The following is a 17,208-nucleotide window of genomic DNA, read 5'->3' on the forward strand; positions in this document are numbered from 1 at the left end:
CCCGCTCCATGGTTGCGGACCTGCGGTGTCGACCCCGCTGAGCTGGAGATATTCGTCCGGCAGGGGTCGTGTGCCGCAAGCTCGCCTGCCCCTGTCGGTCTCGGCCACACGGAAGTGTGATGTACGCCTCTGTCGCCTCGCCGGGACGCGTCAGGAGAACGACCGAACGTTCCGGGCCCTGCCGGCGTCATAGGAGAAACACGGTGAGGGGGTGGGCTTGTGCTGCTGCGCGGAAGGGCCCGGCGCGGCCGGGAGGCGCACGCCGGGACCGGCGACGATCCGCTGGACGCGGCCGATCCTGTGCGCGCGGCCGATCCGCTGGACGCGGCACAGGAGCGCCGGGTGCGGGCGGTGCTCGCGCTGGGCGGGGTGCCGCAGGCGGACCTGCCGGACGGGGTGCAGCAGGTCCGCCTGCGGCTGCTGGAACGGGCCGCGAGCGGGCGGGAGGCACCGCGGGACGTGTCGGCGTGGGCGGCGGTCGTCGCCTCCAACCTCGCCATGGACTGGCACCGGGCCAAGCGCCGCCAGGAGCGGCTCGGAGAGCGGCTGGCCTCCCTGCGGCAACTGGAGAATCCCTCCGGCGAGGACACCAGCGTGCTGTCCGTCGCCGTCGCCCAGGGCCTGGACGAGCTGCCCGACGCCCAGCGGCAGGTCGTCGTCCTGCGCTTCTACGCCGACCTGCCGGTCCGGTCCATCGCCGAACAGCTCGGCGTCCCGGAGGGCACGGTCAAGAGCCGGCTGCACACGGCGGTACGGGCCCTGCGCTCCCGCCTGCACGAGGACGAGGTGGTGTGACGTGACCGCCCGGAACGACGACGACCGGTTCGACGCCGGCTGTGACGACGGGGCCGAACACGACGGGACCGAGTACGACGGTCCCGAGTACGGCGGCGTGGACGCGCTGATGGCCGTACTGGTCGGCGAACCCCTGCCGGAGGCGGCCCGCCGGGACGTGGACTTCATGGCCGCCCACCGCTCGGCGGCGGCGGATGTGGCAGTGCTGCGAGAACAGCTGGGGCTGCTCGGGGACGCGCTGGCGCAGGACGGCGGCGGTCCCTCCGTGAGATCTGTGCCCGCAGTGCCGGAGCCCGAGCCGGAGACCGGTGGCGGGGCCCGCGTGACCTCGCTGTCCGTCCGGCGCACCCGGCGCGTACCGCACGGCGTCGCCCTGAAAGGCCTGGTCGCGGCCGTCGGGGCCACCGTCGTGATCGGCATGGGCTGGCTCGTGGTGCAGAGCGGCGGCGTAGGGGCCGGGAGCGATCAGGGCGCATCCTCCGCTGCCGACAGCTCCGCCGGCCGGCCGCAAGCAGGTGAGGAGGCCATGCTCAGTCACGCCGGTTACCTCGCCTGCGCCCGGATCGTCGTCGAGGGCACTGTCGCCGCGGTCGAACAGGTCCCCGGGACCGGGCAGGACCGCGTCACCCTCGACGCGACCCGGTACTACAAGCCCGCCGAGGGCCCGGCCCAGGTCGTCTTCCCCAGGGAGACCGACGTCGAGCCCCGGTTGCGCGCGGGTGATCACGTCCTGGTCGGTATCCAGCAGGGTCAGGCCCAGCCGGACCTTTTGACCACGGGGGAGAAGGCGATCGCCAGGGACCGGGCGTGGATCCTGAGGGAGCTGCCGACGGCGAGAGTGCCGAGCTGCGAGTAGGCGCCCCTGCCCCCGCCGCGTCCGAGTCCACCGCACCCTGCTGGCGGAACGGCGAACGGGGCGGGTGTCCCCCGGACACCCGCCCCTTCGTCCCGCAGCCGGTCCGGTTCCGCCCCCTACGGCTTCTCCTTGTCCCACACCCAGCTGCCCTTGCCGTCGACGGGGTCCTTCGGCTTCGGGACCACAAGCTCCCCGGACTCTCCCGGTTCGGTGCCGTCGACGGCCGTCGGCTGCCCGGCCCGGACGACGCCTGCGCCGTCCGGGCCGGTGAGGCAGGCGCTTGCGATGACCAGGGGCAGCGCCAGGGCGGCGAGGGCTGCCGTGGTGCCGGCGGCGGTCCGGACTCGCCCGGTGATGTGTCTCATTCTGTGCCTCTGTCTTCCTTGGTTGCTGGTCGGCGAGCGTGCGCCGAGCACGATCATGCGGATCGCAGCTGCCGGTGTCAGCAGGTCCGGGCTGGCCTCAGGTGGACATGGCACCGTCATGCCAGCCACGTGTCGCGGGCCGGGCGTGCCGACCGGCGGTCAGGTAACCGTCGGCCCTGCAGTCACCGAGCACCCAGCCGGGCAGCAGGCCCGGCAGGTTCAGCCACCGGTCCCAGCCGCTCCGGGCCCGGAGCACAGCCTCGTCGAGGTCCGCGGCCTCGACGAAGGTCATGCCCACGAGACGCGGGCCCCACCGGGCCAGCGACACATGGGCGATGCCCGGCTGGGGGTCGCTCCGGGTCCGGTCGGCGACTTCGCCGAGCCGCCGGTCACCGGGCATGCCCACGGGCGGGTCGGGACCGTCGGGGACGACGGGTTCGGGCGAAGGCAGGAGAACGACCTTGACTGCGTACACCCGCCCGACCCTAGGCACGAGACGCGGCCGCGCGGACGCTCCAGGGCTGACCGCCCGCGGTCATGGCAGAGAGCGGCCAGTACACCCTGCGAGGGCCGCAGCCGACACGCTCCGTGCGGTCACATCCAGCCGCGCCGGACGGCCTCGGCACCCGCCTGGAAACGGCTCTGTACCCCGAGGCGCTTCTGGAGCTCCGCCGTGTTGCGGCGGATCGTGCGCAGTGAGACACCCATCTTGCGGGCGATCCCCTCGTCGGTCAGCCCCGCCGCCAGCATCCTGAGCAGGGCCGCATCCCGATCCGTCGGCGCGTTCTCGGATGCGTCCCGCGCCACCGTGCCGAGCGGCCGCGCGTTCTCCCACACCAGATCGAAGAGTTCCTCCAGCGCGCGCACCATGCTGGGGTAGCGGATCAGCAGCGCGCCCTTCCTGCTGTCGTCGGCGTCGAGGGGGATCACGGCCGCCTCGTGGTCGCACAGGATCATGCGCATGGGCACTGTGGGCGCGGTACGGGTTTCTCCGCCCACGGAGGCGAGCCACGTGGCGTACTCGACGGTCGCCGGGTCGTTGCGGACGCTGTCCAGGTAGACGGTCCGCATCCGACAACTGCCAGACGTCGGCGAAGAAGACCGTCACCAGCTACACACCGCTGAAGGTCGGCTGGTACTTGTGGGAGAACTGAGCGTGACCGGCCCCGGCCGGGCCGCCGTGCTCGCGGCGGTCTGCCTGATGGTGGTGATGAGCAGCGGCTGCACGGCGGACGACTCCCGGCGGGCGGACACGGTCCGGCAGAGCACGCCGCCCGCACAGTCCGGGGCCACCACCGACCGGGCCGAGCACATCGCCGGTGAGACGGTGACCAAGGCGCCCCAGGTCGTCGACGGCGAAGTGATCGCATCGGTGACGGACGCCCGCGGGAACCGGACCGTACAGCTGGACGGCGGGGTGCGAGGCGGGCCGGTCTCCATCGCCGTGAACTGCCAGGGCAAGGGCACACTGAAGGTGGAACTGAAGCCCGTGGGGCTGAGCTTCCCACTGGAGTGCGTCGCCGGGGAGGTGAGCAGTACCTACAACCAGATCGCTCTGAAGAAGGCGCGCAAGGATGCCGTGCTTCAGGTGACCGCGGGTTCCGGGGTCCGGTGGGCGCTGTCCGTCGGGCAGTGAGCGAGGCTCCGGCGTGAAGCGTCCCCGCGCGCACAGGGGGGCGCGGGGACAGGTGAGGGGCGGGTGCCGCAGGGGAGCGCCCGCCCCTCATCGTGTTGGCGGGGACCGCCGTCAGCCGGTGACCTTCTCGATGACGACCGTGCCCATACCCGCCGCGCTGCCACGGGCGTTGACCAGCTTGACCTCGCCGAAGAACTGACGGCCCGCCGGACCGGCCGTCTTGACCAGCACGTCCGCGGTGACCTTGGCGGAGGCGCCGCCGGGCAGGGCGACCGTGGTGCCGGGCGCGACGTTCACCGAGCCCAGGGCGGAGGTGAAGTAGACGTCCTTGTAGGCGAACGTCGTCGAACCGGACGGCACGCTGTAGCCCTCGACCCGGATCGTGTAGGTGCCGGCGGCGGGCTTGTCCAGACGGACGGACTCCTCCGAGTCGGCGTCCGCGGACTGACCGACCGTCACCCCGTCCTTGACCACGAACAGGTCGAGGTCCGCTCCCTGGTCGGAGACCTTGCCGATGGAGACGTCCAGCCGTTCCGCGCCCGCGGGCACCTCGACCGTCGTCGTCCGCACCTGCTGGTGGCCGATGCTCGGCGTGCCGAGCGCGGCCGAACCCAGCGAGCCGCCCTCCAGCTTGCCCTCCAGGCTTGCGAAGTCGTTGGTGACGGTCCACGTGGCGGCCACCGGAGTGCCGGGCTTCGCCTCGGGGACGGTGGTCACCGCCGGGTCGAAGACGGTGCCGAGCACCGACACGTCCAGCTTGAAGGGGTTGTCGAGGTCGGGGGAGGTGCGCCGCGACTCGATCTCGATCTCCCAGACGCCCGGCTGCGGATCGGTGTAGGTCCGCACGTCGGGACGGCAGGTGTTGGGGCTGGACGGCAGCGAATAGTGCGGGTAGCAGTAGACCGTCGCCGAGTCCTCGACGGGAAGGCCCGCCGGCTGCAGGGAGATGAACCGCGTCTGGCTCTTCTCCTTCAGACCGCCGAGCGCCACCTCGAGCGTCTTAGCACCCTGGGGGACCGTGACGAAGTACGACACGCTGCTGTTGCGCTGCACCGAGGAGGAGGCGCTGAACGAGTAGGACGGCTTCGCCAGTTGGTTCGCCGCGACGACGGTGGTGAGGATCTGCTGGTCCACGCCCTCGGTGCGCTCGTCGTCCACCTCGAGGATGGCGCTGTGCACGCCCGCGGTCTTCGCCCGGGCCTGGACCTCGACCGTGACCGGCTTGTTCAGCGGCAGCACGACGTCGTCGTCGCCGAGGAGCCGGAAGGTGCCGTCGTTGTTCTTCCACTCCAGCTCGTGCCGCAGCGGGCGGTCGGGGCCGGTGGTACGGGTGACGGTCACCTCGTACGTCTTCTTCTGGCCGGCCTTGAGACCGCCCTCGCGGTCGTAGAGGCCGGTGCCGAAGCCGGGCTCCTTCAGGGACTGGTCGAGCGCGGTGTCGACCGGGGCCTTCACCGTGTAGCCGTGGGCGGTGGCTCCGTCCTTGATGGCGTCCCAGGCCTGCACGATGCGGATCAGACCGGCGCCCTGCTCGTGCGCCTGTACGCCCTTGATCTGACGAGCGGTGCTGGTGAGCGCGGTGCGCAGGGTGAGCGGGGACAGGTCGATCTTCCGCTGCTTGGCGGCGGACAACAGCAGCGCGCTGGCGCCGGCGGCCTGCGGGGAGGACATCGAGGTGCCCTGGAGCATGCCGTAGCCGGGCGGCAGGGAGTAGCCGGCCTCGGCGACCGGGGCGCCCGGCGCCCAGGTCTGGATGGTGTTGACGGCCGCACCCGGCGCCGTGATGGTCGGGGCGAAACCGCCGTCCTCACGCGGGCCGCGCGAGGAGAACGGCATCATCGCGTACTTCTTCTCCACCACCGAGCCGTAGTTGGCGGCCCAGGTCTCCCGGGAAGCGGCGGCGCCGACGGAGATGACCTTGTCCGCGAGGGCGGGGTCGCCGATGGTGTTGGTGCCGGGGCCGGAGTTGCCCGCGGAGATCACCAGTTGGACGCCGTACTCGTCGATGAGCCGCGTGTAGAGGCGGGCGCGGGCGTTGTTGCCGTCGTTCAGCGGCGGAAGGCCGCCGATGGACATGTTGACGATGTCGACGCCGCGCTTGGTGACGAGGTCGATCATGCCCTCGGTGAGTGCGACGTTGGTGCAGCCGCCGGACCAGGAGCAGGCGCGGGACGAGACGAGCTTCGCACCGGGGGCGGCGCCGTTCATCTTCCCGCCGAACAGGCTGCGGGCGGCGGCGATACCGGCGACGTGCGTGCCGTGCCGGCCGGTGATGACGCCGATGCTGACGTAGTCCGCCTTGTCACCGGCCGGGTTGAAGGTGACGTCCTTGCGGATCTCGACCACGAAGGGGATGCGTTCGGCGACCGGTGTGTTCGGGTCGTCCGTGCCGAAGTAGCCGATCTGGAAGCCGTCCTTGTACGGCTTCATCGCCTCGTTGTCGGTGAAGTCACCGTCGTTGTCGAGGTCCACCCGGACCGTGCCGGCGGCCTGGTCGTACAGCACGCCCCAGGCGTCCGTCTTGTCGCCGTCCCGGTTCAGGTCGCCGGCCACGTCGCCGCCCGCGGCCGCCGACTCCGCGAACGTCCGGAACTGGAACGAGCCGGCGGGCGACTGCCAGGTGCGGCCCCCGGCGGTGAACACCGGACCGGTCACCGAGCCGGTCATCTGAAGCCACGTTCCGTCCCGGTCGGACACCGGGTCGGTGGCCGTGACCCAGTCGACGATCTTGCGCTCGCCGGTGGTGGTCTTCTGGAGCGCGGGGTGGGCGACGTCGACACCGGAGTCCAGGATGCCGATGGTCACGCCGCGCCCGTCGTACTTCGGGTGGTCCTGCACGAAGGAGACGGCACCCGTCTCGAAGGACGGGTTGTACGGGTTGGTGGCCGGGGTGTTCTTGTCGGGTGCCGCGTATCCCGCTCCCGCCGCCGCGGTACCGCCCGAGTTCTTGCCGCCCGGGGCCGGGTCGTCCAGTTCGATCTCTTCCTTGAGGTCGATCGCCTGGACGGAGGGGAGCTTCCCCGCCGACTCGATGGTCTTGTCGGCCCGGCTGGTGGGGACGGTGACCCGAACATAGCCGAGCCGGTCGATGCTCTTGCCGACGAGCGCGCCGCCGACCGCGTCCAGCTGCCCGGCGACCTGCTCGGTCTTCCCGGGCGCGGTGGCGATCATCATCGTGACGGTCTTGTCGCCGTCGGCCTTGGCCTCCGCGAGCAGGTCCGCGTCGTCCGAGCCGAGCTTGTCGTGCGCGGACTCGGCGTCCGCGTCGGCCGGGGCCGAGGCGGACGGGCCGTCGGCGGAGAAGGCCATCGGGATCGGACCGGCCGCGGTGAGCGCGGCGACGAGCCCGGCGGCCACGGCGATGCGTGCCACACGTCTCCGGCCCGGTATCGGGTCGTGCTGGGGGGTGAGGGTCATCGGCATCCCTTGTAGGTAAAGGAACGAGCGGAGAGCGACCGGGGCCGATCGGTCCTGGTCGCGACGGTCCGGAGCGCAACCCCGGACGATCGCACAGCTTTACGCAAGGGACGGTTGTTTGGGGATGGTTGACCGAAACGAAATGGACGCATGGGGAAAACCCGCTATGCGCTTTACGGGCAAGGGCCCCGAACGCGGCGAATCGGCCCACCCGTCCGGCGTGGCGGGTTAACGTCCCGGAATGCGACAGAGGTTGAGGGTGGCGGCCTACGCCGTATGCGTCCGTGACGGACAGATCCTGCTCGCCCGCTCACCCGCGAGGGACGGAACGCCCGAGTGGGTCGTGCCCGGTGGTGGCATGGAGCACGGCGAGGACCCCTACGACACCGTGATACGCGAGGTGGAGGAGGAGACCGGCTACCGCATCGAGGTGGCCGGGCTGCTCGGCGTGGACTCCACCCACAGCGTGTTCCGCGACGGCTTCGGCGGACGCGCCGTCGACCACCACGCCGTCCGGTTCGTCTACGAGGGCCGGATCACCGGCGGTGAACTGCGCAACGAGGTGAACGGCTCCACCGACCTCGCCGCCTGGCAGGACCTGGACGCCGTACCCGGGCTGGCGCGGGTGCCGATGGTCGACATCGCGCTGCGGATGTGGCGTGAGCGACCGGTGACGGGGCACCTGACCGACGAGGAGGGAGCCGCTCTCCCCGAGGCGTGATCCGGCCCCTCCGGACTCCGGTTACCCCGGGAGATGAACACGGAGTGACCGACTCCGGGCCGTTCCCGGAGCGGTCGCCGACGCGCAGGGTAGTCCAAGATCCACGTTCGGTGATCGGCGCTGCCCGTTGCCGCCGCGTTTACGCACAGGTCATCCCCGGTGCCAACGATCCAGTACGAGCGGGGCGTTCGCACAAGAACGCCCCGCGACCACTGCCGACGCGTTCGCACTCGGGGAGAGAAGCGCATGTCGCGCACACGCTCAGTCGCCGGCTCCGGCCAGGGCATCCACCGTCGTTCCGTCCTCGCCGCCACCGGAGCGGTCGCCCTCTCCGCGGGCGTCGGCTACACCCTGCGGCCCAGCGACAGCCAGGCCGCCACGGCCAAGGAAGCCACCGAGGCCGTGGCCGCCTCCTCACGCCGGGCACCGGCCGCACCGCTGGCCCCCTACGCCAAGGGCACGACCCTCGCGAACGTCGCCACTCCGCGCGGCGGATCCGGCTACCGGCGCCTGGGCGACGGACCCGGCTGGCCGCGGGTCGTCCGCTCCGAGCTGGCCGCGCCCAAGTCCGGCCGCGCCGGACGCCGTACCGCGCTCGCGGCGTTCGTGCAGCTCACCGACCTGCACATCATCGACGCCCAGCACCCGCTGCGCCTGGAGTACCTGCGCTCGGCCGACGTGCACGCCTGGCGGCCGCACGAGGCGCTGACCGTGCAGGGCGCGATCGCGCTCGTGGAGCGGATCAACGCGCTGCGCGGCGCCCCCGTCACCGGTGCCCCGCTGCACTTCGCGATGACCACCGGCGACAACACGGACAACAACGCCAAGTCCGAGCTGGAGTGGTTCCTGAAGATCATGAGCGGCGGGCGCATCACGCCCAACACGGGCGACCCGCGCCACTACGAGGGCGTCCAGAACAGCGGCCTCAAGCAGTACTGGCAGCCGGACGCCGCCGTCCGCGACAGCGACAAGCAGGCCGGCTTCCCCCGGCTCGACGGCTTCCTCAAGGCCGCGATCCGCGAGGTGCGCAGCCCCGGCCTCAACCTGCCCTGGTACTCGACCGTCGGCAACCACGACTCCCTGCCGATGGGCTGCTACGCCTCGCACGGCGACTCGTACCTCACCGAACTGGCCGTCGGCGGCAAGAAGCTGATGAACGTCTCCGCGGCCGAGGCTCAGAAACTGCAGACCCTCATCAAGAAGGCCCGGGACCCCGAGGGCGTCCGCTACCACGACTTCCTGAAGTCCCACGCCCGCGCCATGCGTTCGGTCACTGCCGACGAGAGCCGCGCCCCTTTCACGTCCACGGACTACCTCAAGGCGCACCTGGACCCGGCCTTCCGGGGCGTCGGCCCGGCCGGCCACGGCTACTCCTCCGCGAACCTCGACGCGGGCACCCAGTACTACGCCTTCCGCATCTCCGACGACGTCATCGGCATCAGCCTGGACACCACCGACGCGGGCGGCCACTACGAGGGCTCCCTCGGCAGCGCCCAGCTGCGGTGGCTCGACAAGACACTGCGGGACAACAAGGACTCCCACGCGGTCGTCTTCAGCCACCACACCAGCAAGACGATGACCAACACCCGCCGCGACCCGGCCCGTCCCGACGAGCGCCGGCACAACGGCCGGGAGGTCCTCGCCCTGCTCGGCAGCCACCGCAACGTCCTCGCCTGGGTGAACGGCCACATCCACAAGAACGTCATCACGCCGCACTCGGCGCCCGACGGCCGCTCCTTCTGGGAGATCTCCACCGCCTCCCACGTCGACTTCCCCCAGCTCGCGCGGGTCATCGAGCTGACCGACAACAAGGACGGCACGATCTCCCTGTTCACCACACTGGTGGAGTCCTCGGCCCCGCACCGCACGGACTTCTCCGACCTGTCCCAGACCGGTCTCGCGGCCCTCTACCGCGAGCTGTCGCTCAACGCCCCCGGAGCGAGCACCACCCTCGGCGGCGACCCGAAGGACCGCAACACCGAACTGGTCCTCAAGAAGGGCTGACGCCCGCTTGGTCGTCCCGCGTGGGGCCGCCGGTGAGAACCCGCAGGCCCCTCCGCTCCCCTCCTGGTCCTGACCCCGGTCCCTCATGACCGGGGCAGTACCTCGACATACGCGGCCGGGTCGCGGTCGGCCGCTGCCATCAGGGCCGTGCGGATCACCGTCGCCTGCTGTTCCGGGGAGTCGCGGAGCTTGCGGGGCGTGATGTGGACGACCGTGATGCCGAGGCGCTCCAGGTGCTCGCGCTTGCGGGCGTACTCGGACCACAGGGCGTCGTCGTCCTGGCGGGGCGCACGGGTGTCGAGTTCGACCGCCACCGCCTGGTCGGGCCAGTACGCGTCGAGGCCGCCGAGATACGGGCCGCCGGGCAGGCGCAGGTCGACGTTCCAGACCGGGTCGGGCAGCCCGTACCGGCCGACGATGCGGTACAGGCGGTCCTCCGCCCGTGCCCGGCCCTCGGCGAGCAGGGAGTCCACCGCGTCCACCACGTGCGGGCGGCTCAGCAGCCGCGCCTGGTTCAGTTCGCGGACCACGGACGTCGCGTCGCAGTGGGCGCCGCGCACCGCCTCCGTCAGCAGGCGGCGCACGAGGTCGGCGTCCGCGAACTCGGCCACCGCGTCGGCCAGGGCGCGGGCGGCCGGGGCCACCGGCAGGCCCGTGACCTCGTCGGGGACAGGCAGCACGGACGTGCGGACGATACGTGCGCAGCCCGTCGAGCGCAGCCGCCGCATGCGCGGGACCAGGACGTCGAAGGCGTCCAGGGACGGCAGCGAGGGCGTGGAGGAGAAGCCGTGCAGGGTCAGTGCGGCCAGTCCGGTGATCATCACCTCCGGGTAGGCGGGAGCGTGTGCCTCGCCCGCGCCGGGCTGGGCCGGCACCCCGGTGCCGCGCTCCCGTGCCGCGTACATCAGCACCGCGTGCAATCGCTCCTCGCTGGTCGGCGGGCCCGGGTGGAGGAGGATCACGCCGGGGAGGAGCTGCCGCCAGGGGCCGCCGGGGCGGCACTGCTCGTTCGTCTCGGCCGTGGAGACACCGTGCGAGCGGAGCTGGGCCGCCGTCATCACCCGGGGGCGGCCACGGCCGGACAGGTCGTGCAGGGGGCGGGGGGAGAGCGGGGTGTTGTGGGTCATGACCCGCAATTTCCCGCGTCCGGACCGCCCTTTAACCGCTGTTACAAGTCCGTCGACAAACCTGGACAACCAGGTGCTAAAAGACGGATGTTCGGATACCGAAAGCCCCTGGTCCGTTCGGGTGCGGGCCAGGGGTTACGGCTCACCGGGCACTCATCTCGTAACGATGGCGGAACGCCCGGATCTCAGGCCAAAGCTACTGGTCAGAGGCCTCGTCGCACATCTGTCCACGCAACGCCCGTGCCAGATCGTCACGGGCCTCCAGCACCAGTCGGCGCAGGGCCGGGGCCGCCTCCCGGTGAGCGTCCAGCCAGGCGTCCGTGGCGTCCAGGGTCTGCTGGGACTGCTGGAGCGACGGGAACAGGCCCTGCACCACGTGCATGCCGATCTGGATCGACCGCTCGGCCCACACCCGCTCGATCGCCGCGAAGTACTTCTGAGCGTACGGCGCGACCAGCTCCCGCTGCGAGCTCGGGGCGAAGCCCGCGATGGTCGCCTCGACCATGGCGTTGGACAGCGCGTCCGACTCCACGACCTGTGCCCACGCCTGCGCCTTGACCGCTTCGGACGGGCGCGCGGCGAGGCAGCGCACCTGGTGCCGCTTGCCGGACGCCGTGGCGTCCCGGGCGAGTTCCTCGGCCAGCGCCTTCTCGTCCACGACCCCGTGCGCGGCCAGCGGCTCCAGGAACACCCACCGCAGTTCCTGGTCCAGGTCCAGGCCCTCGACCGTCGCCGTGCCCTCCAGCAGCTCCCGCAGCAGCTCGAAGTCGGCCTCGGCGGCGGCCGTCCGGGCGAAGAACCGCGCCCAGGCGAGCTGGTGCTCGCCGCCGGCCTCGGCCGCGTACAGCTCGCGCCGCGCACCCTCGGCGAGCAGCCGGGCGGCCCTCTCGCGCCGGGCGGGCGCCGTGTAGTGCGTGACCGCCGACTCGGCCCACGCGTGCAGCATCTGCACGACGCCGATCTCGGACTCGCGCCCGCCGAACCGCAGCACCAGGTCCACGAAGTCCCGCGCCGGGAGCAACGCGTCACGCGTCATGTTCCACAGGGCCGACCAGCACAGGGCGCGCGCGAGCGGGTCGGTGACTGCTCCCAGGCGCTCGCGCAGGGTCGCCAGCGAGGTCGCGTCGAAGCGGATCTTGCAGTAGGTCAGGTCGTCGTCGTTGACCAGGACCAGGTCGGGGGCGTCGGCACCGGCCAGTTCCGCCACGACCGTCCGCGCGCCGTCGACGTCGGTCTCCACGCGCGCGTACCGCTCCAGCGTCCCGCCGTCCGTCACCCGGTACAGGCCCACCGCGACCCGGTGCGGACGCAGTTCGGGGTGGGACTCGGCGGCCTCCTGCACCACCGCCAGCTCCTCGACGCGGCCGTCCGCGCCCAGCAGCACCTGTGGCGTCAGTGAGTTGACCCCGGCCGTCTGGAGCCAGGACCGCGACCAGGCGCTCATGTCCCGGCCGCTGGTCTCCTCCAGCACCGACAGCAGGTCACCGAGGCGCGTGTTGCCGTACGCGTGCCGCTTGAAGTAGCGCCGGGCGCCCTCCAGGAACGCCTCCTCACCGACGTACGCCACGAGCTGCTTCAGCACCGACGCGCCCTTGGCGTACGTGATGCCGTCGAAGTTCAGCTTGGCGTCCTGCAGGTCGCGGATGTCCGCCGTGACCGGGTGTGTGGAGGGCAGCTGGTCGGCGCGGTAGGCCCAGGCCTTGCGGCGGTTGGCGAAGGTGATCCAGCCGTTGACGAAGCGGGTCGCGCCGACGAGCGAGAACTCGCCCATGAAGTCCGCGAAGGACTCCTTCAGCCACAGGTCGTCCCACCACTCCATGGTGACCAGGTCACCGAACCACATGTGCGCCATCTCGTGCAGGATGACGTTGGCCCGGCCCTCGTAGGACGCCTGCGTCACCTTGCCGCGGAAGATGTACTCCTCCCGGAACGTCACCAGCCCCGGGTTCTCCATCGCGCCCAGGTTGTACTCGGGCACGAACGCCTGGTCGTACTTCCCGAACGGGTACGGGTAGTCGAAGTGGTCGTGGAAGAAGTCCAGGCCCTGCTTGGTGACCAGGAAGACGTCGTCGGCGTCGAAGTGGGGCGCCAGGCCCTTGCGGCACAGGGCGCCGAGGGGGATCTCCAGGGTCGTGCCGTCAGCGAACGTACGGGAGTAGGAGTCCGTGACGTAGTGGTACGGGCCGGCCACCACACAGGTGATGTACGTCGAGATCGGCTTGGTCTCGGCGAACCGCCACACCCCGTCGGCCTGTTCACCGGCGCCGTTGCTCCACACCGTCCAGCCCTCCGGGGCCCGCACCTCGAAGCGGAACGGGGCCTTGAGGTCGGGCTGCTCGAAGTTCGCGAAGACCCGGCGGGAGTCGGCCGGCTCGTACTGCGTGTACAGGTACACCTCGCCGTCCTCCGGGTCGACGAAACGGTGCAGGCCCTCGCCGGTGCGGGAGTAGGCGCACCGGGCGTCCACGACCAGCTCGTTGTCGGCGGTCAGGTCCTCCAGGGTGATCCGGGAGCCGTCGAAGACCTCACCGGGGTCCAGATCGCGGCCGTTGAGCGAGACGGCCGTCACACTCGGCGCGATCAGGTCGGCGAAGCTGCTCGCACCGGGCTCGTTGCAGCGGAAGCGGATCGTCGTGACCGAGCGGAAGGTGCGGGGCCCGTCACCCGCGTCCTCACCGACCGCGGACCGCAGGTCGAGGGACACCTCGTACCCGTCGACGCTCAGCAGGGCGGCCCGCTCGCGGGCCTCGTCGCGGGACAGATTCTCACCGGGCACGGGCGGCACTCCTCGGATGTCGTCGGGTACGGCTGAACAGCACCGATCCTGCCACGTGCCCCTGACGGCGGGCAGCCGGGAATGAGGCGAGCGCGCACCGGCGTTCCCGGAGAAACGGTTCCCTCGTGAGGAGAGACATGTCGGACAAGACCCCTGTCGACTTCTGGTTCGACCCGCTGTGCCCCTGGGCGTGGATGACCTCTCGTTGGGTGCTGGAGGTGGAGAAGGTCAGGGACATCGAAGTCCGCTGGCATGTCATGAGCCTCGCCGTCCTCAACGAGGACAAGCTGGACGAACTGCCCGAGGAGTACCGCGAGCTGCTGGAGACCAAGGCGTGGGGCCCCGTCCGGGTCGTCATAGCCGCACAGCAGGAGCACGGCGCCGAGGTCCTCGGCGACTTCTACACCGCGCTCGGCACCCGCATCCACAACCAGGGCGAGGGTCCCGGCAAGGAGACCGTCGCCGCCGCCCTGAAGGACGTCGGCCTGCCCGAGTCCCTCATTGGGCACTGGGACGCCACCCCCTACGAGCCCGAACTGCGCGCCTCCCACAAGGAGGGCATCGACAAGGTCGGCCAGGAGGTCGGCACGCCGGTCATCGCCGTGCCCGGCGCCGACGGCGAGCAGATCGCCTTCTTCGGCCCGGTCGTCACCCCGGCTCCGCAGGGCGAGGAGGCCGCCCGTCTCTGGGACGGCACCCTCGCCGTGGCCTCGGTGCCGGGCTTCTACGAGATCAAGCGCACCCGTACCAAGGGGCCGGACTTCTCCAACCTGTAGCGGTCACCGCGCGGCGTCGGCTTCCGGGTTCCGCAGATCCTCCGGGAGCCGGCCGCCGCCGGCCTGATGGCCCCAGGGCTGGTACCACCGGCAGCCCGCAGCGGTGCAGCGCCACAGGTCCGTGCGGTCCGTGCCGAGCGCCTTCCTCTCCTCGGGCTCGAGCGGCGTGAACACCTGGGTACCACTGCCGCCACATGTCGGGCAGTGCTTGTCCTTGAAGAACATCAGCCTCTCCTCGCCATCACCGCCATGTCCGGGAAGTCGGTTACGACCGCATCGACGCCCATGCGGTAGTACAGCGCGTATTCGGTGAACGCGTCCCCGAAATCGTTCGGTCCGGTTCCCCGCCGCAGGTCCGCAGGCAGGAACTGGTTCTCCGCGCGGAAGGTGTACGGCCCGATGCGCAGCCCCGCCGCGTGCGCGTCCGCGACGAGCGTCGTGCCGGCGACCGAGGACTTGTCCGGCCCGATCCAGTCCGCGTACGCGGCGATCCGCGCGAGCCCCGCCGGGCTCATCATGTCCTTGTACGTCGTCGGATCCCCGGACGAGACCAGGTCGTACGGCCCGCCCGTGGTCCCCAGCGCCTGCCACAGCGGCACGCCCAGCCGCGCGGCGGCGATCCGCCGCAGGCTCGTCGGCTCGAAGGACTGCACGACACACTCGCGCCTGCCGAGCCGGTTGCGGCGGATCACGGACGCCAGTCTCGGCTCCAGCGGCAGACCGATGGACCGGAAGTACGTGGGGTGCTTGGTCTCGGGGAAAACGGCGATCGTCCGGCCGTACGTCCGCGACAGCCGCCGCGCCAGGTCCACGACCTCCTGGAAGGTCGGAATGCGCTCGCGCCCGTCGAAGACGGTGTTGCGGTTGCGGACCTGCGGCAGTCGCTCCACGGCCCGCAGCGTCTTGAGCTCGGCCAGTGTGAAGTCCTCCGTGAACCAGCCGGTGACCGCCCGCCCGTCTACCGTCTTCGTCGTACGGCGGTCCGCGAACTCCGGCCGGCGGGCCACGTCGGTCGTCTGGGAGATCTCGTTCTCGTGCCGGACCACCAGCACATGGTCCTTCGTCGGCACCAGGTCCGGTTCGATCCAGTCGGCGCCCGTCTGCACGGCGTAGGTGTACGAGGCCGCCGTGTGCTCCGGGCGCCAGCCGGCCGCACCCCGGTGGCCGATCACCAATGGCCCACCGGCAGGGGCCGCGTGCGCGGGCACGGCCGCGGCCGCCGGAGTGGCGGCGGCCGCGAGCAGCAGAGATCGGCGTCTCAGTCGCATCCGAGTCCTCTTCTCCATAGGGGTGTCAGGTCCTCGCGCGGGTCCGTGCAGCGGCGAGCCGGGCCACGTGCTCCTCGTAGCCCTTCGTGTAGAAGGCCGCCCGGTCCGGGTCCGGCTCGACCACGTCTGTCGGTCGTGTCCACACCGCCGCGTCCAGCGGCACCCCGTACCGCTCGGCCGCCGACAGCACCGCCCCCCGCGCGCCGACCTCGCCCTCGACGACCCGCAGGGGCCGCCCGAGCACGTCGGCCAGCAGCCGCATCCAGGCGGGGCTGCGGGTGCCTCCGCCGCAAACGGCCAGACTTCCGGTGAGGCCCGCCGCCTCCAGGCAGTGCCGGGCGGCGTACCCGATGCCCTCGCAGGTGGCGCGGACCAGATCGCCCCGGGTCGACTCCAGGGAGATGCCGGTGAGTTCGGCGCGCAGGCGCGGTTCGACGAACGGGGCGCGTTCACCGGAGGGCGCGAAGTACGGCAGCACGCGGACGCCGTCGGCGCCCGGCGGGGTCTCGGCCAGCAGGCCGTCCACCTCGTCGTGGAGCACGCCCGTCGTGGACAGCACCCAGTCCAGTGCCGCCGTACCGACCATCGCGGGCATGGCGCGCAGCCAGTGCCCCGGGCGGTCGGTGGAGATGTGGAGGCCGGCCGGTTCACCGGTCAGGTCCAGCTCGCTCGTCGCGACCAGACTGGCCAGGCAGGTGCCGACGATCAGCAGCCCGTCGCCGGGGGACGTCACTCCGGCGCCCAGCGCGCAGGCCGGCAGATCGTACGGGCCGTTCGCGATCCGGGTGCCGGACGGCAGGCCCTCGCCCCGCGCCTCGGCCGTCGCGACCGGGTCGCTGACCGGGGGGAGCAGACCGCGGCGGTGGCCCAGCCCCAGCAGTTCCACGACCCGGTCGTCGTACGTCCGGGTCCGCGGGTCCAGGAACGGCATCGACGCGTCGGACACGTCCGTCGTCGGGCCGGCTCCGGTCAGCCGCTGGAACACGACGTCCTTGCAGTACAGGGCGGCCTTCGCGGCGTCGAGGGCTTTCGGCTCGTGGCGGTCCAGCCAGGCCAGCAGCGGTCCCGGGCATCCGGGGAACATCGCGCTGCCGGTCCGCCGGAACACCGCTTCGAACGTGCCGTCCGACAGCCACCGGTCGACCAGTTCGTGCGCCCGCCCGTCCATCCAGGAGGCGGCGGGGCGCACCGGCCGGCCCTCGCCGTCCACCAGCCACACCCCGTCCCCCTGCCCGGTGAGCCCTGCCAGCTCCACCGGTTCCGCCACGGTTGAGGTCAGCGCGCCGAGCACCGCCACGACCGCCGCGTACACCTCCTCCATGTCCTGCTCGACGACCCCGCCGCGCAGCGACAGACCCACCGGCCGGGACTCGACGGCCAGTTGACGGCCCTCGAAGTCGAAAGCCGCCGCTTTGACCATGGACGTGCCCACATCGATGCCGACGTACATGCGGCTCTCCTCCCGGT

General features: G+C 71.6%; 15 protein-coding genes. 6 read left to right on the forward strand and 9 right to left on the reverse strand.

Going from position 1 to position 17,208, the window contains the following annotated elements; translation table 11 throughout:
- Positions 1 to 222 precede the first annotated feature (222 nt).
- Positions 223 to 795 carry a sigma-70 family RNA polymerase sigma factor gene (locus ACWD1U_RS04415; protein ID WP_451105004.1) on the forward strand — a complete coding sequence of 191 codons (573 nt, stop codon included), beginning with the start codon at positions 223 to 225 and terminating at the stop codon, positions 793 to 795.
- Between the two features lies 1 nt (position 796).
- Positions 797 to 1,651 (forward strand): hypothetical protein, encoded by an 855-nt coding sequence (locus ACWD1U_RS04420; RefSeq protein WP_451104312.1) that lies wholly within the window; start codon positions 797 to 799, stop codon positions 1,649 to 1,651.
- 116 nt (positions 1,652 to 1,767) lie between these two features.
- On the opposite strand, the gene ACWD1U_RS04425 is transcribed toward ACWD1U_RS04420, so the two are convergent.
- The 3 genes from ACWD1U_RS04425 to ACWD1U_RS04435 form a co-directional block, all read right to left on the reverse strand.
- On the reverse strand, positions 1,768 to 2,016 hold the full coding sequence (locus tag ACWD1U_RS04425; RefSeq protein WP_451104314.1) for a hypothetical protein: 249 nt from the start codon (positions 2,014 to 2,016) through the stop codon (positions 1,768 to 1,770).
- A 97-nt stretch (positions 2,017 to 2,113) separates the two neighbouring features.
- Entirely contained in the window at positions 2,114 to 2,491 is a 378-nt protein-coding gene (locus tag ACWD1U_RS04430) for a hypothetical protein (protein WP_451104316.1), read from the reverse strand.
- Positions 2,492 to 2,610: 119 nt separating this feature from the next.
- Complete coding sequence (locus ACWD1U_RS04435; RefSeq protein ID WP_451104317.1) at positions 2,611 to 3,087, reverse strand: LuxR C-terminal-related transcriptional regulator; 477 nt, start codon at positions 3,085 to 3,087, stop codon at positions 2,611 to 2,613.
- An 85-nt stretch (positions 3,088 to 3,172) separates the two neighbouring features.
- Here ACWD1U_RS04435 and ACWD1U_RS04440 point away from each other — a divergent pair, with 85 nt between their 5' ends.
- Entirely contained in the window at positions 3,173 to 3,652 is a 480-nt protein-coding gene (locus ACWD1U_RS04440; protein WP_451104319.1) for a hypothetical protein, read from the forward strand.
- A 111-nt stretch (positions 3,653 to 3,763) separates the two neighbouring features.
- On the opposite strand, the gene ACWD1U_RS04445 is transcribed toward ACWD1U_RS04440, so the two are convergent.
- Complete coding sequence (locus ACWD1U_RS04445; protein ID WP_451104320.1) at positions 3,764 to 7,069, reverse strand: S8 family serine peptidase; 3,306 nt, start codon at positions 7,067 to 7,069, stop codon at positions 3,764 to 3,766.
- A 241-nt stretch (positions 7,070 to 7,310) separates the two neighbouring features.
- Here ACWD1U_RS04445 and ACWD1U_RS04450 point away from each other — a divergent pair, with 241 nt between their 5' ends.
- Positions 7,311 to 7,790, forward strand: coding sequence for an NUDIX hydrolase (locus tag ACWD1U_RS04450; protein WP_451104321.1), 480 nt, complete (start codon positions 7,311 to 7,313; stop codon positions 7,788 to 7,790).
- Positions 7,791 to 8,036: 246 nt separating this feature from the next.
- Entirely contained in the window at positions 8,037 to 9,794 is a 1,758-nt protein-coding gene (locus ACWD1U_RS04455; RefSeq protein WP_451104322.1) for a TIGR03767 family metallophosphoesterase, read from the forward strand.
- A gap of 83 nt (positions 9,795 to 9,877) precedes the next feature.
- Here ACWD1U_RS04455 and ACWD1U_RS04460 read toward each other — a convergent pair whose 3' ends face one another.
- Together ACWD1U_RS04460 and pepN are read right to left on the reverse strand one after the other, a co-directional pair.
- Entirely contained in the window at positions 9,878 to 10,921 is a 1,044-nt protein-coding gene (locus tag ACWD1U_RS04460; protein ID WP_451104324.1) for a hypothetical protein, read from the reverse strand.
- A 196-nt stretch (positions 10,922 to 11,117) separates the two neighbouring features.
- On the reverse strand, positions 11,118 to 13,697 hold the full coding sequence (gene pepN / locus ACWD1U_RS04465; protein ID WP_451104326.1) for an aminopeptidase N: 2,580 nt from the start codon (positions 13,695 to 13,697) through the stop codon (positions 11,118 to 11,120).
- A 137-nt stretch (positions 13,698 to 13,834) separates the two neighbouring features.
- Between pepN and ACWD1U_RS04470 the strand changes: the two genes are divergently transcribed.
- The gene (locus ACWD1U_RS04470) at positions 13,835 to 14,473 is read left to right on the forward strand and encodes a mycothiol-dependent nitroreductase Rv2466c family protein (RefSeq protein ID WP_451104327.1); all 639 of its coding nucleotides are present in this window, start codon (positions 13,835 to 13,837) and stop codon (positions 14,471 to 14,473) included.
- 3 nt (positions 14,474 to 14,476) lie between these two features.
- On the opposite strand, the gene ACWD1U_RS04475 is transcribed toward ACWD1U_RS04470, so the two are convergent.
- From ACWD1U_RS04475 to ACWD1U_RS04485, 3 genes are read right to left on the reverse strand one after another with little or no spacing between them, the layout of a single operon-like run.
- Complete coding sequence (locus ACWD1U_RS04475) at positions 14,477 to 14,698, reverse strand: hypothetical protein (protein WP_451104328.1); 222 nt, start codon at positions 14,696 to 14,698, stop codon at positions 14,477 to 14,479.
- Complete coding sequence (locus ACWD1U_RS04480; protein WP_451104329.1) at positions 14,698 to 15,741, reverse strand: glycerophosphodiester phosphodiesterase family protein; 1,044 nt, start codon at positions 15,739 to 15,741, stop codon at positions 14,698 to 14,700. The genes ACWD1U_RS04475 and ACWD1U_RS04480 overlap by 1 nt, the downstream gene beginning before the upstream one ends.
- A 25-nt stretch (positions 15,742 to 15,766) precedes the next feature.
- Positions 15,767 to 17,191, reverse strand: coding sequence for an FGGY family carbohydrate kinase (locus tag ACWD1U_RS04485; protein WP_451104331.1), 1,425 nt, complete (start codon positions 17,189 to 17,191; stop codon positions 15,767 to 15,769).
- Positions 17,192 to 17,208 lie beyond the last annotated feature (17 nt).

Source organism: Streptomyces sp. NPDC002788, from assembly GCF_053592115.1.

Bases quoted from the DNA above. Each gene is read 5' to 3' on its own strand.
- ACWD1U_RS04425 (WP_451104314.1), bottom strand. From the start codon at position 2,016: ATGAGACACATCACCGGGCGAGTCCGGACCGCCGCCGGCACCACGGCA.
- ACWD1U_RS04435 (WP_451104317.1), bottom strand. From the start codon at position 3,087: ATGCGGACCGTCTACCTGGACAGCGTCCGCAACGACCCGGCGACCGTC.
- ACWD1U_RS04445 (WP_451104320.1), bottom strand. From the start codon at position 7,069: ATGACCCTCACCCCCCAGCACGACCCGATACCGGGCCGGAGACGTGTG.
- ACWD1U_RS04450 (WP_451104321.1), top strand. From the start codon at position 7,311: ATGCGACAGAGGTTGAGGGTGGCGGCCTACGCCGTATGCGTCCGTGAC.
- ACWD1U_RS04455 (WP_451104322.1), top strand. From the start codon at position 8,037: ATGTCGCGCACACGCTCAGTCGCCGGCTCCGGCCAGGGCATCCACCGT.
- ACWD1U_RS04460 (WP_451104324.1), bottom strand. From the start codon at position 10,921: ATGACCCACAACACCCCGCTCTCCCCCCGCCCCCTGCACGACCTGTCC.
- ACWD1U_RS04470 (WP_451104327.1), top strand. From the start codon at position 13,835: ATGTCGGACAAGACCCCTGTCGACTTCTGGTTCGACCCGCTGTGCCCC.
- ACWD1U_RS04475 (WP_451104328.1), bottom strand. From the start codon at position 14,698: ATGTTCTTCAAGGACAAGCACTGCCCGACATGTGGCGGCAGTGGTACC.
- ACWD1U_RS04480 (WP_451104329.1), bottom strand. From the start codon at position 15,741: ATGCGACTGAGACGCCGATCTCTGCTGCTCGCGGCCGCCGCCACTCCG.
- ACWD1U_RS04485 (WP_451104331.1), bottom strand. From the start codon at position 17,191: ATGTACGTCGGCATCGATGTGGGCACGTCCATGGTCAAAGCGGCGGCT.